Origin of the sequence: Sphingopyxis sp., from assembly GCF_035565275.1 — a bacterium.
GTDB lineage: Bacteria > Pseudomonadota > Alphaproteobacteria > Sphingomonadales > Sphingomonadaceae > Sphingopyxis.
This window is the reverse complement of record NZ_DATMST010000018.1, coordinates 22,246-40,576: the sequence shown is the minus strand read 5'-3', so window position 1 is coordinate 40,576 and position 18,331 is coordinate 22,246. Positions and strand designations below refer to the sequence as shown.

The 18,331-nt window shown below is 63.9% G+C and carries 22 protein-coding genes; 13 read left to right on the top strand and 9 right to left on the bottom strand.

From position 1 onward, the window contains the following. The first annotated feature begins 49 nt into the window (after positions 1 to 49). Positions 50 to 2,230, top strand: a complete 2,181-nt coding sequence (locus VN047_RS01395) for a sugar nucleotide-binding protein (protein WP_325539265.1) — start codon at positions 50 to 52, stop codon at positions 2,228 to 2,230. A 6-nt stretch (positions 2,231 to 2,236) separates the two neighbouring features. Next, a complete protein-coding gene (locus VN047_RS01390) occupies positions 2,237 to 2,512 on the top strand; it encodes a hypothetical protein (protein WP_325539263.1) in 276 nt (91 codons plus the stop codon). A gap of 201 nt (positions 2,513 to 2,713) precedes the next feature. Here the strand turns inward: VN047_RS01390 and VN047_RS01385 are convergent, their stop codons facing one another. Next, complete coding sequence (locus VN047_RS01385) at positions 2,714 to 3,232, bottom strand: lipocalin family protein (protein WP_325539261.1); 519 nt, start codon at positions 3,230 to 3,232, stop codon at positions 2,714 to 2,716. 140 nt (positions 3,233 to 3,372) lie between these two features. Here VN047_RS01385 and VN047_RS01380 point away from each other — a divergent pair, with 140 nt between their 5' ends. The 5 genes from VN047_RS01380 (at position 3,373) to VN047_RS01360 (ending at position 8,233) form a co-directional block, all read left to right on the top strand. Further along, entirely contained in the window at positions 3,373 to 3,711 is a 339-nt protein-coding gene (locus VN047_RS01380) for a hypothetical protein (protein ID WP_325539259.1), read from the top strand. A 202-nt stretch (positions 3,712 to 3,913) separates the two neighbouring features. Beyond that, positions 3,914 to 5,599 (top strand): putative bifunctional diguanylate cyclase/phosphodiesterase, encoded by a 1,686-nt coding sequence (locus tag VN047_RS01375; protein WP_325539323.1) that lies wholly within the window; start codon positions 3,914 to 3,916, stop codon positions 5,597 to 5,599. Between the two features lie 163 nt (positions 5,600 to 5,762). After that, complete coding sequence (locus VN047_RS01370) at positions 5,763 to 7,034, top strand: cation:proton antiporter (RefSeq protein WP_325539321.1); 1,272 nt, start codon at positions 5,763 to 5,765, stop codon at positions 7,032 to 7,034. 148 nt (positions 7,035 to 7,182) lie between these two features. Beyond that, positions 7,183 to 7,419, top strand: a complete 237-nt coding sequence (locus tag VN047_RS01365; protein WP_325539257.1) for a DUF6894 family protein — start codon at positions 7,183 to 7,185, stop codon at positions 7,417 to 7,419. Between the two features lie 64 nt (positions 7,420 to 7,483). Further along, positions 7,484 to 8,233 carry a Crp/Fnr family transcriptional regulator gene (locus VN047_RS01360; protein ID WP_325539255.1) on the top strand — a complete coding sequence of 250 codons (750 nt, stop codon included), beginning with the start codon at positions 7,484 to 7,486 and terminating at the stop codon, positions 8,231 to 8,233. Positions 8,234 to 8,417: 184 nt separating this feature from the next. On the opposite strand, the gene VN047_RS01355 is transcribed toward VN047_RS01360, so the two are convergent. Both VN047_RS01355 and VN047_RS01350 read right to left on the bottom strand, forming a co-directional pair. Further along, positions 8,418 to 8,768 carry a hypothetical protein gene (locus tag VN047_RS01355; protein WP_325539253.1) on the bottom strand — a complete coding sequence of 117 codons (351 nt, stop codon included), beginning with the start codon at positions 8,766 to 8,768 and terminating at the stop codon, positions 8,418 to 8,420. 226 nt (positions 8,769 to 8,994) lie between these two features. Further along, positions 8,995 to 9,720 carry a Crp/Fnr family transcriptional regulator gene (locus VN047_RS01350; protein WP_325539251.1) on the bottom strand — a complete coding sequence of 242 codons (726 nt, stop codon included), beginning with the start codon at positions 9,718 to 9,720 and terminating at the stop codon, positions 8,995 to 8,997. 170 nt (positions 9,721 to 9,890) lie between these two features. On the opposite strand from VN047_RS01350, the gene VN047_RS01345 reads away from it, so the two are divergent. Together VN047_RS01345 and VN047_RS01340 are read left to right on the top strand one after the other, a co-directional pair. Continuing rightward, complete coding sequence (locus tag VN047_RS01345) at positions 9,891 to 10,181, top strand: hypothetical protein (RefSeq protein ID WP_325539249.1); 291 nt, start codon at positions 9,891 to 9,893, stop codon at positions 10,179 to 10,181. A 100-nt stretch (positions 10,182 to 10,281) separates the two neighbouring features. Next, positions 10,282 to 11,472 (top strand): sensor histidine kinase, encoded by a 1,191-nt coding sequence (locus tag VN047_RS01340; RefSeq protein WP_325539247.1) that lies wholly within the window; start codon positions 10,282 to 10,284, stop codon positions 11,470 to 11,472. A gap of 61 nt (positions 11,473 to 11,533) precedes the next feature. On the opposite strand, the gene VN047_RS01335 is transcribed toward VN047_RS01340, so the two are convergent. Beyond that, positions 11,534 to 11,797, bottom strand: a complete 264-nt coding sequence (locus VN047_RS01335; protein ID WP_325539245.1) for a DksA/TraR family C4-type zinc finger protein — start codon at positions 11,795 to 11,797, stop codon at positions 11,534 to 11,536. Positions 11,798 to 12,158: 361 nt separating this feature from the next. On the opposite strand from VN047_RS01335, the gene VN047_RS01330 reads away from it, so the two are divergent. Continuing rightward, positions 12,159 to 12,332: a DUF1328 domain-containing protein gene (locus VN047_RS01330; RefSeq protein ID WP_325539243.1), complete on the top strand. Its 174-nt coding sequence runs from the start codon at positions 12,159 to 12,161 to the stop codon at positions 12,330 to 12,332. A 58-nt stretch (positions 12,333 to 12,390) separates the two neighbouring features. On the opposite strand, the gene VN047_RS01325 is transcribed toward VN047_RS01330, so the two are convergent. From VN047_RS01325 to ligD, 4 genes are all read right to left on the bottom strand, one after another. After that, the gene (locus tag VN047_RS01325; RefSeq protein ID WP_325539241.1) at positions 12,391 to 12,759 is read right to left on the bottom strand and encodes a hypothetical protein; all 369 of its coding nucleotides are present in this window, start codon (positions 12,757 to 12,759) and stop codon (positions 12,391 to 12,393) included. 28 nt (positions 12,760 to 12,787) lie between these two features. Next, a complete protein-coding gene (locus tag VN047_RS01320) occupies positions 12,788 to 13,075 on the bottom strand; it encodes a hypothetical protein (RefSeq protein ID WP_325539239.1) in 288 nt (95 codons plus the stop codon). Positions 13,076 to 13,137: 62 nt separating this feature from the next. After that, a complete protein-coding gene (gene xth / locus VN047_RS01315; protein ID WP_325539237.1) occupies positions 13,138 to 13,938 on the bottom strand; it encodes an exodeoxyribonuclease III in 801 nt (266 codons plus the stop codon). Beyond that, complete coding sequence (ligD, locus tag VN047_RS01310; RefSeq protein WP_325539235.1) at positions 13,935 to 15,827, bottom strand: DNA ligase D; 1,893 nt, start codon at positions 15,825 to 15,827, stop codon at positions 13,935 to 13,937. Before ligD ends, xth begins: the two co-directional genes overlap by 4 nt. Before the next feature lie 96 nt (positions 15,828 to 15,923). Here ligD and VN047_RS01305 point away from each other — a divergent pair, with 96 nt between their 5' ends. Both VN047_RS01305 and VN047_RS01300 read left to right on the top strand, forming a co-directional pair. Then, positions 15,924 to 16,103 (top strand): DUF3606 domain-containing protein, encoded by a 180-nt coding sequence (locus tag VN047_RS01305; protein ID WP_325539233.1) that lies wholly within the window; start codon positions 15,924 to 15,926, stop codon positions 16,101 to 16,103. Next, positions 16,103 to 16,240, top strand: coding sequence for a hypothetical protein (locus tag VN047_RS01300; protein WP_325539232.1), 138 nt, complete (start codon positions 16,103 to 16,105; stop codon positions 16,238 to 16,240). Before VN047_RS01305 ends, VN047_RS01300 begins: the two co-directional genes overlap by 1 nt. A gap of 141 nt (positions 16,241 to 16,381) precedes the next feature. On the opposite strand, the gene VN047_RS01295 is transcribed toward VN047_RS01300, so the two are convergent. Then, positions 16,382 to 17,068 carry an MgtC/SapB family protein gene (locus tag VN047_RS01295; protein WP_325539230.1) on the bottom strand — a complete coding sequence of 229 codons (687 nt, stop codon included), beginning with the start codon at positions 17,066 to 17,068 and terminating at the stop codon, positions 16,382 to 16,384. 178 nt (positions 17,069 to 17,246) lie between these two features. Between VN047_RS01295 and VN047_RS01290 the strand changes: the two genes are divergently transcribed. Continuing rightward, entirely contained in the window at positions 17,247 to 18,209 is a 963-nt protein-coding gene (locus tag VN047_RS01290) for a cation diffusion facilitator family transporter (protein ID WP_325539228.1), read from the top strand. Positions 18,210 to 18,331 lie beyond the last annotated feature (122 nt).

Here is an 18,331-nt window from a genome sequence, read left to right as displayed (position 1 = left end):
GCAGCGAGATCATCAGCTGACCTTTTCCATCCCTCCTCCGCCCCTGGCGATGTGGGGCGGCGCCGAGTGCACGATCAATCGTGTCGGCGACCGCTTCTCCGACCAGATTTCCCTCAGTGGCCATGATGCGCGCGCCGGCGACCTGGTACGCTTCGCAGGCCTCGGCCTCTCGGCGCTGCGCTATCCGCTCCTCTGGGAGTCCTTTGCGCAGGCCAAGGACCCCGAAACGCTCTGGGCTTGGCACGACAAGAGGCTTGCCGCACTTCGGGCAGCGGGCGTCCGTCCAATACTTGGCCTCATCCATCATGGCAGCGGACCGAACGGCACCGACCTGCTCGCCCCCGGCTTTGCCGCGGGCCTCGCGGCCCATGCGAAGGCTGCGGTAGAGCGCTATCCATGGGTCGACGACTGGACCCCGGTCAACGAACCGCTCACTACCGCGCGCTTCGCGGCTCTCTATGGTCACTGGTATCCGCATGCCCGCGACGAGCGCGCCTTCTGGCTCGCGCTCCTGAACCAGGCCGAAGCGGTCCGCCTTGCAATGGCGGCCGTTCGCAGCATCAATCCGGCGGCACGGCTGATCCAGACCGAGGATATCGGCCGCACCGACGCCACCGCGGAGCGGCAGGACCAGGCCGATTTCGACAATCTTCGCCGCTGGGCCTCGTGGGATTTGCTGACGGGTCGCCTCGACGCACGACATGCGTTCGCGCAGCGCCTTGCCGGCATGGGCTTTGCCGAACGTCTTGCATCGTTCGTGGACGACCCCTGTCCGCCCGACGTCCTGGGGATCAACCATTATCTGACGAGCGATCGTTTTCTCGACCATCGCATCGACCGCTATCCGCCCGAGGCCCACGGGGACTGTTCGTACGGCCCGCTCGCCGATACCGAAACGGTTCGGGCGCTCGGCGCGGCGCCGGGTCTCGAAGGCGCGCTGCGCGACACGTGGGAGCGTTATGCGTTGCCAATGGCGATCACCGAAGTGCACAACGGCTGCACGCGCGAAGAGCAGATGCGCTGGCTCGGCGAGGCTTGGACAATCGCCACCGCACTTCGCGGCGAAGGGCAGGCGATCGAAGCCGTGACGGCGTGGAGCCTGCTCGGCGCACACGACTGGGACAGTCTGCTGATTGGCGGGGCGGGCCATTATGAGAGCGGCGTGTTCGATATCCGCGGACCCGCGCCGCGCGAGACCGCGCTTGCCACCATGATCCGCACGCTGGCTGCGGGCGGCGTGCCCGATCATCCGGTCCTCGACAGGGCTGGCTGGTGGCACGGGCATGCCCGTCTTGCGCCCGCGTCGGCTCGCGGCGGGTGCCCGAGCAAGGCGCGTGATCGTCCGCTGCTGATCGTCGGCGCGACCGGGACGCTTGGCCAGGCCTTTGCGGGGGCGTGCCGTCTTCGCGGTATCAACCATGTTGTGACCGCGCGTGCCGATATCGACCTGACCGACCCGCGTTCAATGGCACGGACGCTGGACATTCATAAGCCCTGGGCGGTGATCAATTGTGCCGGCTGGGTGCGCGTCGACGACGCCGAACGCCACGCCGACGCTTGCCTTGCGGTCAATTTCAGCGCCAGCGTCGCGCTCGCCCGCGCCTGCGCCGATCGCGGCATCCATTACACCTGTTTCTCGAGCGACCTCGTTTTCGACGGGACCGCGGGCCGCGCCTATGTCGAGAGCGACCCCACGGCGCCGCTTGGCATCTATGGCGTCAGCAAGGCTTGCGCCGACAGGGCGCTCGCAAAGGCGGGCGGACGGGCGCTGGTCGTGCGCACCGCGGCTTTCTTCTCACCCTTCGACGCACAGAATTTTGCCGTTCATCTTGCGGTTGCCCTGCGCGAAGGACGCCCATTCGCCGCGGCCAGCGATTGCATTGTCTCGCCCACCTATGTGCCCGACCTCGTGCGCGCGACGCTCGATCTCGTCATCGACGACGAGCGCGGGCTTTGGCACCTGGTGAGCGATGGCGCCGCATCCTGGTCCGATTTCGCGTTCGATATCGCCGCCGCGCTCGATCTGCCGCGCGCGGGGATCGATCCCCGTCCCGCCGATCTCATGGGCTGGGCGGCGCGCCGTCCGCGCTACGTGCCGCTGACGAGCGAGCGCGGGCTGATCATGCCGTCGCTAACCTCCGCCATCGCGCGCTTCGCACACGAGATCGGCGCGGCTGCAGCGTCGGACGAGTCGCGAGACCGGGAACCGGTTCTTGAAGGAGCCTGTTAGACGGCGATGGCCGGCGATGAGAATGGCCGCAATCGCGCGACTATGACGCTGCCCGAATATGAGGCCTGGCTTCACTCGATGGTGACCGGCTCGATCCATGGCATTTGGCGGATTGCGGGCGACTTTACCGAGCGCGAGCCGAGCAAATATCCCTTGCTCGACAATCTCGACGAGAAGGCGATCGACCTTGCCATCGGGGCCGCGAAGGACCTTGGCCACGTCACCGGGGTCGGTGCCGTCGGCGGCGACAAGGTCGGCATTCGAGAAGCTGGGCTTCGCTAAGACCCAGCGCGGCCGGCACGGTTCCCGCGATGGTCGCGCTCGTTTCCGCGGACTTCTCGAGTCTTTCCTCCGCAGCTTCGTTCGGGTCCGAGCAGGCCGCAAGCAAGGCCAAGGAGGCAATGAGCAAGATGAATGGCGCACGGATGATCCTTTCTTTGCGGGGTTCGGGAACGCATCCCGGCGGGGTGCGGTTGCGAACCGCTAGTCGGCGAAGGCCGCGTCGGGTACTATCTGCCCCGATTGCCGCGGCGTAATCAGCTCGTCGAGGTCGAAGCCCTGCAACTTGGCGACCGCGAGATAATTTTCGACGATATCGGTCGGCAGCGCGGCGGTGCGGGAAATGAGCCAGAGATGCGCTCGGTCGGGCGTGCCGACCAGCGCCACCGAATAATCGGCTGCCAGCTGGAGGATCCAGTAGTCGCCTTGGGTAAAAGGGATCCATCGCAGATATTCGGGCAGGAAACTGAGCTTCAGTTTCGCGTTGCTCGCGTCCTGCGGCACCGCGACGCCGATTGAACGATCGGGCTCTCCCTCATTGTCCAGGCAACGATTCTCGACTCTCATGCGGCCGTCGGCCGTCATGCTGTATGTTGCGGTGATATCGCTCGCATCAGCGTCCTCCCACTTCAGCGGCAAGCGGCATATCTCGAACCAAGTGCCCAGATAGCGATCGAGTTCGACGCTCGCGACCGCAACGACGTCATTATTATCATGATGCATGTTGTTTTCCGTTCCAAAAAGGAAACTTCGGAGCCTCCGACTCGTTCCTTGCTTAATCACTTCGGTGATTTCGGGGACAGGGGCGATCGCATTGGCGACCGGCGTCAGCCCGGACTGGCGGCACTTCGAAGGAAACAGGCATGAAGCCATATCATTTCTTGATCTCTCTCGCGCTTTTGCTCGGGGCGTGCCAGGGGCCAGCCGAGACCGCTGGCGCGAAGAAAGACAAGGCGGCGGCAGAGGCTGCCGGCCAGACCTACAGCGGGGATGGTCCCAACGAACGGATCGGCGCCGCGCGCGACCGCGCTGCCGATGCCGCCGAAGACGCGCGGAAGGCAGAGGCGGCGGCGATCGACAAGCAGGGCGACAGCATCCGGACCGAGGCCGACATCGAAGCCGAACGTCTCGAGCAGGAGGCGGAGGCCGTGCGCAAGGCCGCAGACGCGCGCGCCGAAGCCATCAAGGATGCGAACAAATAGGCGAGCGAGACCGGGCTAAGGCGGGGCACAGCGATGCTGGAACCCGACACCCCAAGGGGGGCGGGGGACGACAGGGTACAGACAGATAAAACAACAAGTTGGAGAAGACCGTGAACGATCGCTCATAGGTTCGTGCCGACAGACGAATGGCAGGCTTACAAATCCCAGAATCACCGATCTAGGAGAGAATAGCTTGGCCGATATGCACGCAGCTCAGGGGCGCTTCGAGCAGATGCTCGAAAGTTCAGCGACGGCCGCGATTTGTGCGGGCCCGGACAATATCATCATTTCCTGGAACACCGCGGCTGAACGGCTTTTCGGTTTTGCCGCCTGCGATGCGATCGGAAGACCGTTGTCGATCATCATTCCGCTGCGACACCGGGCGGCGCACGTTGCCGGTCTTGCCCGCGCCGTGGCGGCGGGAAACGCCCGGCTTGCGGGGCGCTCGGTTGAGATCCTTGCCTTACATGCCGACGGGCAAGAGCTTCCGGTCGATCTGTCACTCTCGATGTGGTTCGAGGCAGGCAAGCCAATGTTCGGCGCGCTGCTTCGCGATATTACCGATCGTCAGACCGCCCAACGGCGGCTCGAGCATCTCGCGCATTGCGATACGCTGACGTCGCTCCCCAACCGCAATGCGCTGCACGCGCGCCTCGCCGCCGACATGGACCGGTCACCCTGTTCGCTCCTGTTGCTCGATCTTGACGGCTTCAAGCATGTCAATGACAGCCTGGGTCATTCGGTGGGCGACGAACTGCTTGCTGCGGTTGCGGCGCGGCTGGCGGAAGCCGTCGGCGAGAAAGGGTTCCTCGCGCGGCTCGGCGGCGACGAGTTTGCCATCCTGCTTTCCGGATGTGCCGACCCCCTTGAGCTCGACGAGCTCGCGACGCGAATCTTCGCCTCGCTTCGGCCGCCGTTCGATCTCGCCGGGCAGTCGATATTCGTCGTCACGAGCATCGGGATCGCGATGTCGCCGAAAGATGCGTCGGGCGTCGAGCAATTGCTCTCGAGCGCCGACCTCGCGCTCTACAGCGCGAAGGCCGACGGAGGAGGCGTGCGGACCTTCTTTGCGCGTGCCATGCAGAACAGCTCCGAGCAGAAGCATCGCCTCGGCATTGAACTGCGCCAAGCGATGGCCGATCAGAAATTCGAGCTTTGGTATCAGCCGCAGATTTGCCTCGCCGACCACAAGTTGTCGGGGGTCGAGGCGCTGCTACGCTGGCGGCATCCGGATCACGGGCTCATGTCGCCGCAGGCCTTTATCGCAATTCTCGAAGAGAGCGCGATCGCCGAAGAGGTCGGCGACTGGATCGTCGACCAGGCGTGCGCGGCGGCGGCAGGCTGGAAACGTGCCGGTCTCGGATCGGTGCGGGTCGGGGTCAATCTTTTTCCTGCCCAGCTGCGCTCGGGCCGGCTATTCGACGTCGTGTCGTCCGCGCTTGCGCGGCACGCGCTGTGCCCGAAGCAGCTCGAACTGGAAATCACCGAGAATACAGTGCTTCGTCACAGCAATCCGTCGACAAAAGCGCTGCGCAAGCTGCGTGTGCTCGGCGTCGGTATCGCCTTCGACGATTTCGGCACCGGCTTCGCCTCGTTGAGCCTGCTCCAGAAATATCCGCTCACACGCCTCAAGATCGACCGGAGTTTCATTTCGCGCATCGACCGGAAGGTCGGCGATGCGGCGATCGTGAAGGCCGTGCTGGCGATGGCACGAAGCCTCGGTCTCGAGGTGATTGCCGAGGGGGTCGAGACGGCGGAACAGGAAGCCGCGCTCGTACGCCTCGGGTGCGATGAGGCGCAGGGCTATCGCTTCGGGCGTCCCATGCCGGGCGCGGAGTTCGCCAAGCTCTATCTCGAATGCCCGCGCTTCGATCGCTTGGCTTCCTAGAGCGCCGGCGACAACGCGCGAATAACATGGCGCTGCGACGTCTGCGCCGCGGCCGCGCGGGCGTGTTGCCGGGAGCCGCCGCTCGGACGCAGATTTGCGCAAGGGCGATGCAAGGTGAATTGGCGTGGGCAATTGAACGGAATGCACGCGCGATGGTTGTATCATCGTGCCAGCGATCTCCGCTCCCGAACCCTATATTCTATGGATGACCGGCGCCGGCGTGCTGATCGCCCTCGTGGCATGGCTGCCGCTGGCCCTCAAGCGCCTGCCGCTGTCGCTTCCGATTATCTGCATCGCCATTGGCGCCGTGGTCTTTTCCCTACCGGGCGTGCTGCTCCGCCCGATGCCGCTCGCCTATCCCGAATTCACCGAACGCTTCACCGAATTCGTCGTTATCATCGCCTTGATGGGAGCGGGGCTGAAGCTCGATCGCCGTTTCAGCTGGGGCCAGTGGCGCGTAACCTGGCGCCTGCTCGCTTTCACCATGCCGCTGAGCATCGCGGCGATCGCCGCGATCGGCGGCTGGGGGCTTGGCCTGCCGTGGATCGCCGCACTCCTCCTCGGCGCATGCCTCGCGCCGACCGATCCCGTGCTGGCGGCCGACGTCCAGGTCGGGCCCCCGCGAAGCGGCGAGGAAGACGAAGTACGCTTCGGTCTGACATCGGAGGCCGGGGTGAACGACGGGCTGGCCTTTCCCTTCGTCAATCTGGCGATCGCGCTCGGCCTTGCCGCGTCGTCGGGCGAGCCGTGGCTGGGCGAATGGTTATGGCACAGCGTCCTGTGGGAGATCGGGGCCGGGGTGGCGGGCGGGTGGCTAGTCGGGCTTTTCTTCGGCTGGCTGACCTTCCACGTGCCCGCCGCAAGCCAGCTCGCCAAGACCGGTGACGGTCTGATTGCAATTGCGGCAACCTTCGTATCCTACGGCGTCACCGAAATCGCGAACTGCTATGGCTTTCTCGCTGTATTTGTCACTGCGCTGACGCTTCGAAGTTCGCATCGCGACCATCAGTTCAACCATGAAATGCACGCGTTGACCGAACAGGTCGAACGGCTGGCGATGATGGTGCTGCTGATCCTGTTCGGCGGCGCGCTCATTGGCGGTCTGCTGCATGCTCTGCGCTTCGAAGACGTCATTGCCGCATTCACGATCATTCTTGTCGTCCGGCCGATTGCAGGGGTGATCGGGCTCGCGGGGCTCCGCGCGGCAGGGTCCGAGAAGCTCACGATTGCCTTCTTCGGCATCCGGGGCGTGGGTTCCTTCTATTACCTCGCCTACGCCCTCAATCAGTTGGCGTTTGCCGATAGCGCACGCTTGTGGGCGATTGTCGGTCTCGTCGTCCTGCTGTCGGTGCTTCTCCATGGTCTGACCGTCACACCGGCGATGCGGCTGCTCGACCGCAGGCATGGCCGCGATCCCGATGCCGCATCGCCGTGAACGCCCGGCCCTTTTATCCTATCCTGGATCAATACGGTTATCGTTGTTCGCGCGTGCGGCAAGGCGTAAGCTTCCTTATCGCCGAGTATCTTTCGGGCTTCGGCGGCTGAGAGTGTTTTTGCTCCCGCCTTTCAGCCGGATCAAAAACATGCCCCGCTATTTCTTCCATCTCCACAATCATCTCGAAGTGCGCGACGAAGAGGGCAAGCAACTCCCCGACCTTGAGGCGGCGAAGGCCTTTGCCATCGAAAATGCCCGGGACGTGATGACCAGCAACATCGTCCAAGGTGAAATCTGTCTCAGTCACCGCATCGAGATCGAGGACGCACAGGGCGTGTTGGTCGCAGTAGTTTATTTTCGCGATGCGTTGACCGTCATTCGGTGAGGCGGCGATTTGGCTTTTTCGGCAAATGCCCCTAGTTTCGCATCGGGGCATGCTGGAGCAGGATATGGATAGCAATCCGTTGGCGAAAAAGCTCGGCATTTTTGTTGATCTTCAACCCGGCGACCTAGCCGTCATCGCCCGGTGGAGCGCAGACCGCAGCGAGTTACCCGCGCGACACGTCTTCATTCGCCAAGGCGATCGACCGCGCGCGACGTGCCTGATGATCGAGGGCTGGGCCTATCGCTACAAGACGATCAAGAGCGGCAAGCGTCAGGTGCTCGGATTCCTGATGCCCGGCGACATGTGCGATCCGCACGCCTTCATTCTCGGCAAGGCGGATCATGACATCGCCATGCTCACCGATGCCGTCGTGGCAGCGATCTGCAAGGAAGACATACTCGCTGCGGTCGAAACGCATCCGCGGCTCACCAGCGCCCTTTGGTGGACAACGCTCGTCGACGAAGGGATAGCGCGCGCATGGCTCGTCAACCTCGGCCAGCGGAGCGCGATCGCGAAGATTGCCAGCCTTTTCTGCGAATTGTGGCATCGCGCAAAACTGATCGGCCTCGTCCACGCCGATGCGTTCGCGTTACCCGTCACGCAGGAGCAGCTTGGAGAGGCGGTCGGCCTGACGTCAGTGCATGTCAACCGGACGCTGCGCGATCTGCGCGATCTCAAACTCGTCGAATTTCGCAGCAAGCAGGTCGTAATTTCAAACATCGGGCAGCTGATGGAACTCGCGGATTTCGATCCCACCTATCTGCAGCTGCAGCGCCGTGCGGACATTCCTGCAAGGCAGTCGCTGGCGAGTTAGAGTCGTTTTGCGGATATCGTAACTCAATCCGCTTTCCCTGGTGCGCGCCGATATCGGGCGCGTCCTGCCGCTTGACGCTCCGACCCGGCGTCAGGACCGGGCCGGAGCGCGCATCGCCTGCGGGCGGGAGGACTAGCAGCAGGCGAGCGAACCGGCGCCGGACGGCGGTGTCCAGCGCCAGATTCTATTTTTCCGGCGGCGGCGTGGTGCCCTTCTGGCCGTCGGTTCCGCTCGTTCCCGAACCGGCACCGGCATCGTTCGGCGCCGTACCGCCTGTTCCGGTCTCAGTCTCGGCACTCTCGGCCGGGCCGGACATGGTGCCCGCGCCGCTCGTATCGCCGGACGCATCCATGGAGCCTGCCGTGCCGTCCATATTGCTGCCGTCGGTATTCGAGGCGGGGTCGGGCGCAGCCATGGCGCCGTCGTCGCCGGCGACCGCCTCGGTTTCGGCCTGACTGGTTCCGTTGTCGGGCGCACTGTTGCAGGCCGCGAGGATCGCGAAGGCGGGAATGCAGATGATCGATATGCGTGACATGTGGCCGAACTCCTTTTGGACTGTTCAGCCGACGCCGCGCCGGCGCGAATGTTCCGGGCTCGGGGGCGAAATCGCCCCAAAACTGATCCATGATAGGACGTTGTTGAAAATCGGGTCTGGCTACGACCCTCACCGTGGATCACGAACGGTGCGTGGCGGTGGTTGGTGTTCAGCGGCGGGCGGTTGAGTGGGGGCGCGCGGCCGCGTTATCCGCCCGGCGTGAGGCTCATGCCGCCTTGCGTAGGCGCCGCTGCAGATAGCCGTCATCGAACCCGGCGATCTGGACGAGCTTTTCAGGATCGGTGATCAGCAGGCTGCCCCGCTGCAGCGACATGGCGCCGCTCAGTCGCAACTCTTTCAGCACTCGGTTCAGGTGAACGGGTGTCATGCCGAGCGAATCGGCGAGCAGTAGCTGCGATAGCGGAAGGACCAGTGTTGGCTCGTCCGTGAGCCCGATGTTGCGGGCGCGAAGATAGAGTTCGCACATGAGATGTGCGACGCGCTCGATACTTGTACGCCGTCCCATGCTTGTGATCCACGCGCGCATGGTGCCTTCGTCGATCAGCTGCGAGATATACATCGCCTTGGCGACCGCGCGGTGGCGTTCCATCAGCTGTTCCATCTCGATACGGTCGATCGTCGCGACAAGCGCCGGGGTTACTGTCTGAATCCCGTGGTCCATTTCCGCGAGCAGGCTGACATGATGGTCGCACGAGTCGCCGGGCATCAGGAAGGCGAGCACCTGTCGGGTACCGCTCGGCAGGATCTTGTACCGGCAGGCCCAGCCTTCGAGAATGACGAATACCGGCCCGGGCCGGTCGCCCTCGCGAATGAGGTCGCGTCGCGCCGCGACCTGGCGGGGGACCGAAGTCGCGACAGCCAGGGCGGCGATCTCGTCGCTGCCAAGATGGCCGAAGCCGCTCAGCTTTTCGATGAAGCGGTTCTCCATCATCCACCAATCCCACAGGTCGCTATCGTTTAATATTGTTCAAAGTTATTGTCGAATGTTGACATGGGTGCTGGTTTCGGGGTCAAAAGCTGGTAACCTTTGTCCGTTCGTCGGCCGTTTTTCAGGCACCGGCGGCTGAGAGACCGCACTCTCGCCTGACCGGAGCCGACGGCATGGCCGATAGAATCTCCAATGATAATGATTTGCCGTTCGACGGTGGCCGCGAGGGGCGCGAGCCCGACGCCCATGGCCAGGCGGCGATGCTTCTTGTCGAGAGCCTCATCCACGCGCTTGTTGCAAAATCGCTCCTTTCGGTAGGCGAGGCAGTCGATGTCGTCGACACGGCCGCCGAAGTGAAAGAGGCCATCGCCCCCGATCTTGGGGATTCGCCCGATACCCTCGAAAAGTCGCTGTCGCTGCTCCGTGCGATCAGCACCAGTCTGTCGGCTGACCTGTCGGGCTAGCGCCGCCTCGATAAATTTCATCGACTGTCAAAACGCTGATCCATGTTGCACATGGCACGCTTGTGCGCGGCTAGCATGGATGGATCCAGGAGCGATCCGAATGAGCCAGCGCGATACGAGCGACTTCCGACGATCCGATGGGTCTGCGACCTCTGCCGGCGCCGCCTGCAATCAGGGTCTCGATCGTTCCCGGAAAACGACCCAGTTCGCTTCCGGAGACGCCGCGCGCCTCGCGGCTATCCGGCGCTTCGACATACTCGACCGGTCAACGGACGACGCGCTCGACCGGATCACGGCATTGGCCGCCCGGCGCTTTGGTGTACCGATCGCGCTGATAACGATTGTCGATGCCGATCGTATATGGTTCAAGTCACACCATGGCCTCGCCGTTCGCGATGTCGCGCGCGAACCTGGCCTCTGCGCTTCGGCGATCGAGGGCGAAGACCCTTACATCGCGCCCGATTCGGCCGCAGACCCGGATTCTTGTTTCGATCGCCTCGTCTCGGGCGAGATTTCGGTGCGCTTCTATGCAAGCGTTCCGCTCCGGACGAACGATGGCCATAACATCGGCACCTTGTGCGTGATTGCGCAGGAGCCGCGTTCGATCGAGGAGGCGCAGGTAGACGACCTGCGTGACCTTGCATCGATCGCGATGGATCACATGGAAGAGCAAGTGGCGGCGCGACACGCCGCGGCGCGGGCGGAACTCATGGCGCGCGAGATCGATCATCGGGTGATGAACAGTCTCCAGCTCGTTTCAAATATGCTCGCGCTGCAAAGCCGACTTCCCGACCTTGGCGCTGCCGCGCCGCATCTGCAGCTGGCGGCGAACCGCGTCGCCGCCGTGGCGCGTGTGCACCGGCATTTTTTCGCCGACAATGCCGACAGCCTGTGCTGTCTCGCATTCCTTCGCCCTTTGTGCGCCGACCTGGCCCAAATGCTGGGCCGTTCGATCGAAGTCGGCGGCGACGAGGTTGACTTAGCGGTCGCGGCGATCCAGCCGATCGGGCTCATCGTCAACGAACTCGTGACCAATGCCGCCAAGCATGGTGAAGGCCTTGTCGAAGTCCGGTATGAGAGCGTCGCGTCGATGGACATGTTGACGGTGAGCGGTCGCGGAAATCGACTGCCCGACGGCTTCGATCCGCAGGCGGTTCGCGAAAGCTTGGGAATGCGCATTGTAAATGCGCTCGCGCGGCAATTGCGCGGCAAGCTTCGCGCCCGCAACACGGCTGACGACCGCACCGAGTTCCAGCTCGTGTTCCCGAGCCCACGCGTTGGCGCCGCATAGGCACGGCGCGGAGCTAGGAGCTTTGGGCTGATCGCAGGGGAGATTGATACGGACGCGGCGGTCAGCGAAGCTGGCTATCCTTGCTGCCGCGACGATTGAAGCCAGCCGGGCGTATCGCTGCGTCTCTTCCCGATTGACATGTGACGCAGGTCCGGATGCCGGGCAGGGCCTTACGGCGCGCCTCGGGAATATCATTGCCGCAATCTTCGCAATAATCGGCGCCTTCGCCCGAAGGGAGGCGCGCGCGCGCATGCTTCACCGCGTCAGACACCGTATCGTCGATCTGTTCCTGCACCGCGCCATCGCGCGCCCAACCATTGGCCATGTCTTAATCTCCAGCAGTGAAACGCCTAGCGGTCCCTGAAAGCTCCCGCACTCGGCGGGGCGAAGCCTTGCAGGCGTGCGCTTCGAGAGGACGGCGTAACCGTCAGCAAGCGGACTTGGCTCCCGCGCGCGCGATAAGTTTTCCGGCCGGGAACTTTCGATTCCATCTGACGTTGCCCAAAGGCACGGGCAAGACGGCAAATTCTTCAGGTCTGCCGCCATCCCGTGCACCAATATCGTGCCGCCGCCGGATCGTCCGGCGACCCATTTCGGCTCAGGATAGCGGGGCTCCCTCCCGCGCACCTTGTGCGCGATACCTTTCGCTCGGCCGGCGGCGGCACGAACAAACAGGGAGAAATTTCATGTGCAAATGGGCTCTCATTTTTGCGGTGATCGCGCTCGTGGCAGCGGTCCTCGGCTTTGGTGGCATCGCCGGCGCGTCGGCAGGGATTGCCAAGACCCTGTTCTTCGTCGGTCTCGCGCTCGTCGCGTTGTTTTTCATCCTCGGCGCAATGGCGGGTCGAAAGGCTCTCTAACGCACAATGCCCGCCGGATTACCCCTCACCGGCAGGTGCTTTATCGGCAAGGTGTTGGTCAGCGGCTCCCGCCGATGGGCGCATCTGCTCCCGTCTTCGGACCATGGTCGGTGCGGATAGGCTTGTGACCGCCGCCGGCCTGCGTATCCGAATCATAGTCCTCGGGATTGCCGCCGCCGCCTGCGCCCGCTCCGCTGCCAGTCACGGGGCCGCTGCCGACCTTGTTGGCGCGCTTGCCGCGATTGGAGGCGCCGGTCACGTCTCCGTCATCGCGTTCGACTTTCGGATAATTCTCAGGCCGGACGGTCGAGACATTCTCACGGTCCTCGACCTTTTCCTGCGGTAAGGACCCGGGGGACGGAGCGCGGTCGGGCTCTCCATCGGGACGCGCGTCGCCGAGCGGTCCGCGGGGTGTAGTGTCGCTCATCTCGATCTCCTTTGATCAGGGTCCTTGCTCAATAATTGGCGGGCGGATCGCTCGCAGGGAACGATTCGTCGGCCGCTTGGTCGACATTGTCCCACGTGCGCCGCGCATCGCTGCGCATGCCCTCGGGTCCAGCCGAGCGCGTCTGGTCGAAATTCTCGGGGTCGGTTTCATTGTCGGCAAAGGCGGCGGAATGCTCGTCGCTCTTGGGGAAGGTCGGGCCCGACTTGCGGGTAAACCAATAGAGTGCGCCGAGCACCGCGACCCCCACGAGCTTGCCCAAGCCCGACGATTTATTCGTATTCGTATTTGCTGTCATGGCTGTTTCCTCTTCGCAGAAGAAACGGAAGGGCGCCGGCAAAGTTGCCCTATTGATCTGGATTATGACGTTTGTCGCCCGCGTCTCGCCGCCTCGCCCAATTCGATCCATACCGGGGTGTGGTCGCTCGTCTTTTCCCAGCCTCTCGGCCGCAGATCGACGTCGGCCGCGTTGAGCATCTTCTTCGCAGGCTTGTTCAGCAGCAGATGATCGATGCGGATACCGGCGTTCCGCTCGAAGGAATTGCGCCAATAATGCCAGAAGGTGTAGATGGTCTGCTTTGGGTGGAGATGTCGAACCGCGTCGGTCCAGCCCTGGTCGAGAAGGCGCGCATAAGCCGCCTTCGCTTCAGGCGCGAACAGCGCGTCGCCGGTCCACCGCTCGGGCTTGTACACATCGGCATCGGTCGGGATGACGTTGAAGTCGCCAGCCACGATCACGGGCGCCTTCAGATCGACGAGCGTTGCGAGATGCTCATGGAGACGCTCCATCCACGCCAGCTTATAGTCGAACTTGGGTCCGGGACGAGGATTGCCATTCGGCAGATAGAGTCCGGCGATCAGGACGCCGCCAACCGCGGCCTCGATATAACGGCTCTGCTCGTCCTTGGGATCGCCAGGCAGGCCGCGCCGGGTCTCGTGGATCTCGCCGACCCGGCTCAGCAGCGCGACGCCATTCCAGCGGCTCTGCCCCTGCCAGATTGCCTGGTAGCCTGCCTCCTCGATCGCGGCGCGGGGGAAGGCTCCCTGCGACGCTTTCAATTCCTGCAGGACGACGATGTCGGGCTCGGCGAGCGCGAGCCATTTGATCAGAATGGGGAGGCGGCCGCCAATCCCGTTCACATTATAGGTCGCGATCTTCACAGGTCGGGGAGCTCTTGGTCGGCGCGGCCCCATCCTGCAAGCGCCTTCGACCGGGCGCGCTTGAGCAGTTCTTTGGCGTCGCCGATTTGGAAGTGCGATGGCTTGTCGATCGTCTCCATCTCCTTCCAGCTGATCGGGGCCGCGACCGGCGCTTGCTCTCTGGCGCGCGCCGAATAGGGCATCACCGCGGTCGCGCCGCGCTGGTTGCGAAGGTAGTCGACAAAGATGCGGCCTTTGCGCTGGGCCTTCGGCAGCGCCGCGGTGAAATTGTCGGGATCGCTCTGCGCGACCGCTTGCGCAAGCCGGTGCGCAAAATCCTTGACCTCGGGCCATTGGGCCCTCGGCTTGAGCGGGGCGACGACATGCACGCCCTTGCCGCCGGTCAGCATCGGGAAGGTTTCGAGGCCGATCTGCTTCAGGATGTCGCGGAAATGGAAAGCCGCGCTCCGCACGGCCTCGAAGTCGAGACCTTCGTCGGGGTCGAGGTCGAAAACCAGCCGGTCGGCTTTCTCGACATCTTCGATCCGGGCGCCCCAGCCGTGGAACTCGATTGTTCCCATCTGGACGCAGGTGAGCAGGCCCTCGGCTGTGTCGATATAAAGATAAGGCTCGCTGCCGCCGTCCTTCTCCTGGATGGCGACCTGCCTGACCGCATCGCCGAAGGCGCCGGCATCATGCTTCTGGAAAAAGCACTTTTTCGCGCGGCCCTGCGGGCAGCGCACGAGGCTGATCGGACGCGATCCGGCCCAAGGCAGCATGATCTCCGCGATCGCGGCATAATAGTCGGCGAGCTGGCCCTTGGTGATATTGCTCTCGGGATAGATCACGCGGTCGCGATTGCTGATCGGAACCGGACTTGGCCGGGCGGCCTCGTCGGCCGGCGCCTCCTTCTCCAGGACGACCGCTTCCGCCTTTTTATCTTCGCGCAGACCAAGATAGCTTGGATGGCGGAGCGTTCCCTCGCGCGTCATTTCGGTGAAAGCAATTTCGGCGACGAGCTGTGGCTTGATCCAGCGAGCGCCGCGTGTCTCGCTACGCGGCGCCGTCACGGTCGGCGTTTTTTGCTCGAGCGGCTGCATGATGTCCTGCAGACGGAAAAGCTCGGTGGTATCGAAGCCAGTGCCCACCTTGCCCGCATATCGAAGCTCGCCCTTCTCATGGACGCCAAGCATCAGCGAGCGGAAGCTGCGGCCCTTGTCCGAGGGCGTCCAGCCGACGATGACGAATTCCTGCCGCTTGATACATTTGGTCTTGAGCCAGCTTCCCGAGCGCGACCCCACATATCTCCCGTCGGCCTTTTTCGAGATTACGCCTTCGAGGCCGGCGCTGCAGAAGCCCGCGAGCAGTTTCTCGCCGCTGCCTTCGATATGGTCCGAGTAGCGGATGCGCGTGTCCTTCTTCGGCAGGATCGCGGTGAGTTTCTTCTTGCGCTCACGCAGGGGCAGGGCGGTGAGATCGGCACCATCGAGCTCGAGCAGGTCGAACGCATAATAGTCGATCGCATCGGGAGAGGATTTGAGGGCATTTTGCAGCGACTGGAAGTTCGACCGCCCGTTGCCGTCGAGCACCACCGCCTCGCCGTCGATCAGCGCCGAGCCGACCTTGAGCTTCGCGGCTGCCGCGAGCAGCGGGGCGAATTTTGCCGACCAGTCGAGCCCCGAGCGGGTGTAGGCCCGCGCCTCGCCGTCACCGACCGCGACGAGCAGCCGGTATCCGTCATATTTCATCTCGTGGAACCATCCACTTCCGCTGGGCACCGTGTCGACCAGCGTCGCGAGCTGGAGCGGACGGAAGGCCGGGAGAGGGGATTGAGCCTTTACCCTTGGGCGCCGGGCTAGGACGGGCTTGGAGGACGTTCGGCTGCGGGGCGGGGCGCTGGTCGAGGGCATGGTGACTCTACTCGAACGCGCGCGCTTCGTTCCGCCGCTGTCGCCGCAACTCCGGGGGCCGACGGGCGTTCAGCCAGCACCAGACAGGAGTGGATCATGGCCAACGACAAGAACAGCATTGGCTCGCCCGATCGTGATCGGATCAGCCTTGGCGAAGATTATGAAATACGCGATTGGACCAAGAGCCTTGGCGTCAGCGAGGGCGCGCTGCGCGAAGCGGTCGCAGCGGTCGGAAATTCGGCCGACGCGGTCCGGCTTTATCTGGAGCGGCGTTGATGGCGAGCGATTTCGACCGCGCCGCAACCGCCCCGATCGAGCGCGTCGCGCGCGCGCTCGCCGGCCATGCGCCCAGCAAGAATGCCGAAGGCGACATGGCGTCGGCGGGCGAGGCCGTGAATGCGCTCTGGCCCTAATATACCGACGCGGCGCTCGCGGCGCTGCGCACCTTGCAGGAACCGAGCGGACGCATGCTCGCGGTCGGCGATGCCGATGTCTGGGACCGGATGATCCGTGCCGCGATCGAGGATGAAACAATTTCCGAGTCCTGACCCCGATCACGCTTGCTGGGGCCGGATTTCATATCCGACGACATCTTGGTTCCCGGCAAGTCTGGCCGCGAGCTGCTCGCCGCGCAGTTCCTCGAAGCCGTCGGCGATCGCGCCATATTCGACGACATCTTCGGCCATCAGCTGATCGATCGTGATTGCGCGCATGCCATGCTCGGCCAGCAGGGCATCGAAAGCGCGGACCTGCATGCCCGCGGACCGGTTATAGCGCGCCTTGAGATGGACGACGCGGCGTTGCGGAGCGCGGCGCTCAGTGATCGTCACGGCAGCGAGTACGAGTACGGTGGCGACCGTGCCGAAGATGGCGAGCTCGTAGAAGCCGATGCCGAACAGGATGCCGAGTGTCGCGGTCGTCCAGAGCGATGCCGCGGTGGTCAGCCCGCGAACGTTAAACCCTTCGCGAAAGATGACGCCGCCGCACAGAAATCCGATCCCGGTCAGCACGCCATGCGCCATGCGCACGGGATCGATGCGGATTACGTCGACCGGGGCATCATTGAGCCAGGCCATCTGGTGAACCGCCGACAGCATCAACAGGCAGCAGGACAGGCTGACCAGAATATGGGTGCGAAGGCCCGCGGGGCTGGCGCGATATTCGCGCTCGGCGCCGATAACGGCACCGGCGACGATCGCGCCCGCAATCGGCCAGATAAGGTCGGGGCTCAGCAGTTCCATCGTCATACTTTCGCGGGCGGCGGGCGGGATCGAGCGCCCGCCTATGACCCGAACCCGCGAGGAGGGCGCTTGGTTTCGCGCCTTCATGTCTAATGATGACGATGCCGCGGAACCGAGCGCGCGATCGAACGCTTCTTGAGTGGCGGGAGGTGGCTGGCTTCGCCCGCCCGGAGACGCCATGCAGACCGCTTCCGCCTATCGTCACATGAAAGCGAATGTCGTGCTCTATGGCGCGCTGTTTGCCAATCTCGGGATCGCTGCCGCGAAGTTCGTCGCAGCGGCGATCAGCGGCTCGTCCTCGATGCTTACCGAAGGCGTCCATTCGCTCGTCGACAGCGGCAACCAGATGCTACTCCTATACGGCCAGTCGCGCGCGAAACAGCCGCCCGACGCCTATCACCCCTTCGGCTACGGGCGCGAACTCTATTTCTGGGCCTTTGTCGTCGCGATCCTGATCTTCGCGATCGGCGCCGGCGTGTCGATCTACGAGGGCTGGAGCCATATCGCCGATCCCGAGCCGCTGCGCGATCCGACGATCAATTATGTGGTGCTCGGCATCGCCTTTCTCCTCGAAGGCAGCTCGTGGGGCATTGCCGTCCGCGAATTCAACGCGGCACGCGGCGACCTCGACTGGTGGAAGGCGGTCAAGCGTTCGAAAGATCCCGCGGGGTTCATCGTCCTGTTCGAAGACAGCGCGGCGCTGCTCGGCCTCGCCATTGCCGCGGTCGGGGTATGGGTGAGCCATGCCACCGGCGATGCGCGCTACGATGGCATGGCATCGGTGGCGATCGGTGCCGTGCTTGCTGCGGTCGCGGTGCTGCTCGCGCGCGAAGCGAAGGGCTTGCTGATCGGCGAAAGTGCGGACCCCGAGCTTGTCGCTGCGATCGGGCGCCTGCTCGAACGCCGTCCGGAGATCACCGCGGTCAACCATGTCCGCACGATCCATACCTCGCCCGACGCGGTGTTCGTTGCGGTCAGCGCGGACTTCGACGATCGCCTCTCGATGGGCCGCGCCGAAACGCTGATCGAAGAAATGGAAGCGGCGCTCAAGGCGGCCGAGCCGCGCATCAGTTCGATCTATATCCGTCCCGAAAAGCAGCGCGACGCGGTGGTTTATCCGCCGCCGCCGCCGCGGGACTGAACCTTGCCGCGGGAGCTGCACCCCGCATCGCCAAGCATCGAAGCAAGTCCCTGAAACCTGCGTATTTTTCCGGTTTCACTTGCATGCGCGGCGAGCGCTCCGTCGCGCTGCAAATCGTTATA

Bases quoted from the DNA above. Each gene is read 5' to 3' on its own strand.
- VN047_RS01375 (WP_325539323.1), top strand. From the start codon at position 3,914: ATGCACGCAGCTCAGGGGCGCTTCGAGCAGATGCTCGAAAGTTCAGCG.
- VN047_RS01380 (WP_325539259.1), top strand. From the start codon at position 3,373: ATGAAGCCATATCATTTCTTGATCTCTCTCGCGCTTTTGCTCGGGGCG.
- VN047_RS01365 (WP_325539257.1), top strand. From the start codon at position 7,183: ATGCCCCGCTATTTCTTCCATCTCCACAATCATCTCGAAGTGCGCGAC.
- ligD (WP_325539235.1), bottom strand. From the start codon at position 15,827: ATGCCCTCGACCAGCGCCCCGCCCCGCAGCCGAACGTCCTCCAAGCCC.
- VN047_RS01355 (WP_325539253.1), bottom strand. From the start codon at position 8,768: ATGTCACGCATATCGATCATCTGCATTCCCGCCTTCGCGATCCTCGCG.
- VN047_RS01360 (WP_325539255.1), top strand. From the start codon at position 7,484: ATGGATAGCAATCCGTTGGCGAAAAAGCTCGGCATTTTTGTTGATCTT.
- VN047_RS01325 (WP_325539241.1), bottom strand. From the start codon at position 12,759: ATGAGCGACACTACACCCCGCGGACCGCTCGGCGACGCGCGTCCCGAT.
- VN047_RS01330 (WP_325539243.1), top strand. From the start codon at position 12,159: ATGTGCAAATGGGCTCTCATTTTTGCGGTGATCGCGCTCGTGGCAGCG.
- VN047_RS01390 (WP_325539263.1), top strand. From the start codon at position 2,237: ATGGCCGGCGATGAGAATGGCCGCAATCGCGCGACTATGACGCTGCCC.
- VN047_RS01385 (WP_325539261.1), bottom strand. From the start codon at position 3,232: ATGCATCATGATAATAATGACGTCGTTGCGGTCGCGAGCGTCGAACTC.
- VN047_RS01290 (WP_325539228.1), top strand. From the start codon at position 17,247: ATGCAGACCGCTTCCGCCTATCGTCACATGAAAGCGAATGTCGTGCTC.
- VN047_RS01345 (WP_325539249.1), top strand. From the start codon at position 9,891: ATGGCCGATAGAATCTCCAATGATAATGATTTGCCGTTCGACGGTGGC.
- VN047_RS01320 (WP_325539239.1), bottom strand. From the start codon at position 13,075: ATGACAGCAAATACGAATACGAATAAATCGTCGGGCTTGGGCAAGCTC.
- VN047_RS01335 (WP_325539245.1), bottom strand. From the start codon at position 11,797: ATGGCCAATGGTTGGGCGCGCGATGGCGCGGTGCAGGAACAGATCGAC.
- VN047_RS01295 (WP_325539230.1), bottom strand. From the start codon at position 17,068: ATGGAACTGCTGAGCCCCGACCTTATCTGGCCGATTGCGGGCGCGATC.
- VN047_RS01340 (WP_325539247.1), top strand. From the start codon at position 10,282: ATGAGCCAGCGCGATACGAGCGACTTCCGACGATCCGATGGGTCTGCG.
- VN047_RS01300 (WP_325539232.1), top strand. From the start codon at position 16,103: ATGGCGAGCGATTTCGACCGCGCCGCAACCGCCCCGATCGAGCGCGTC.
- VN047_RS01350 (WP_325539251.1), bottom strand. From the start codon at position 9,720: ATGATGGAGAACCGCTTCATCGAAAAGCTGAGCGGCTTCGGCCATCTT.
- VN047_RS01395 (WP_325539265.1), top strand. From the start codon at position 50: ATGTGGGGCGGCGCCGAGTGCACGATCAATCGTGTCGGCGACCGCTTC.
- VN047_RS01305 (WP_325539233.1), top strand. From the start codon at position 15,924: ATGGCCAACGACAAGAACAGCATTGGCTCGCCCGATCGTGATCGGATC.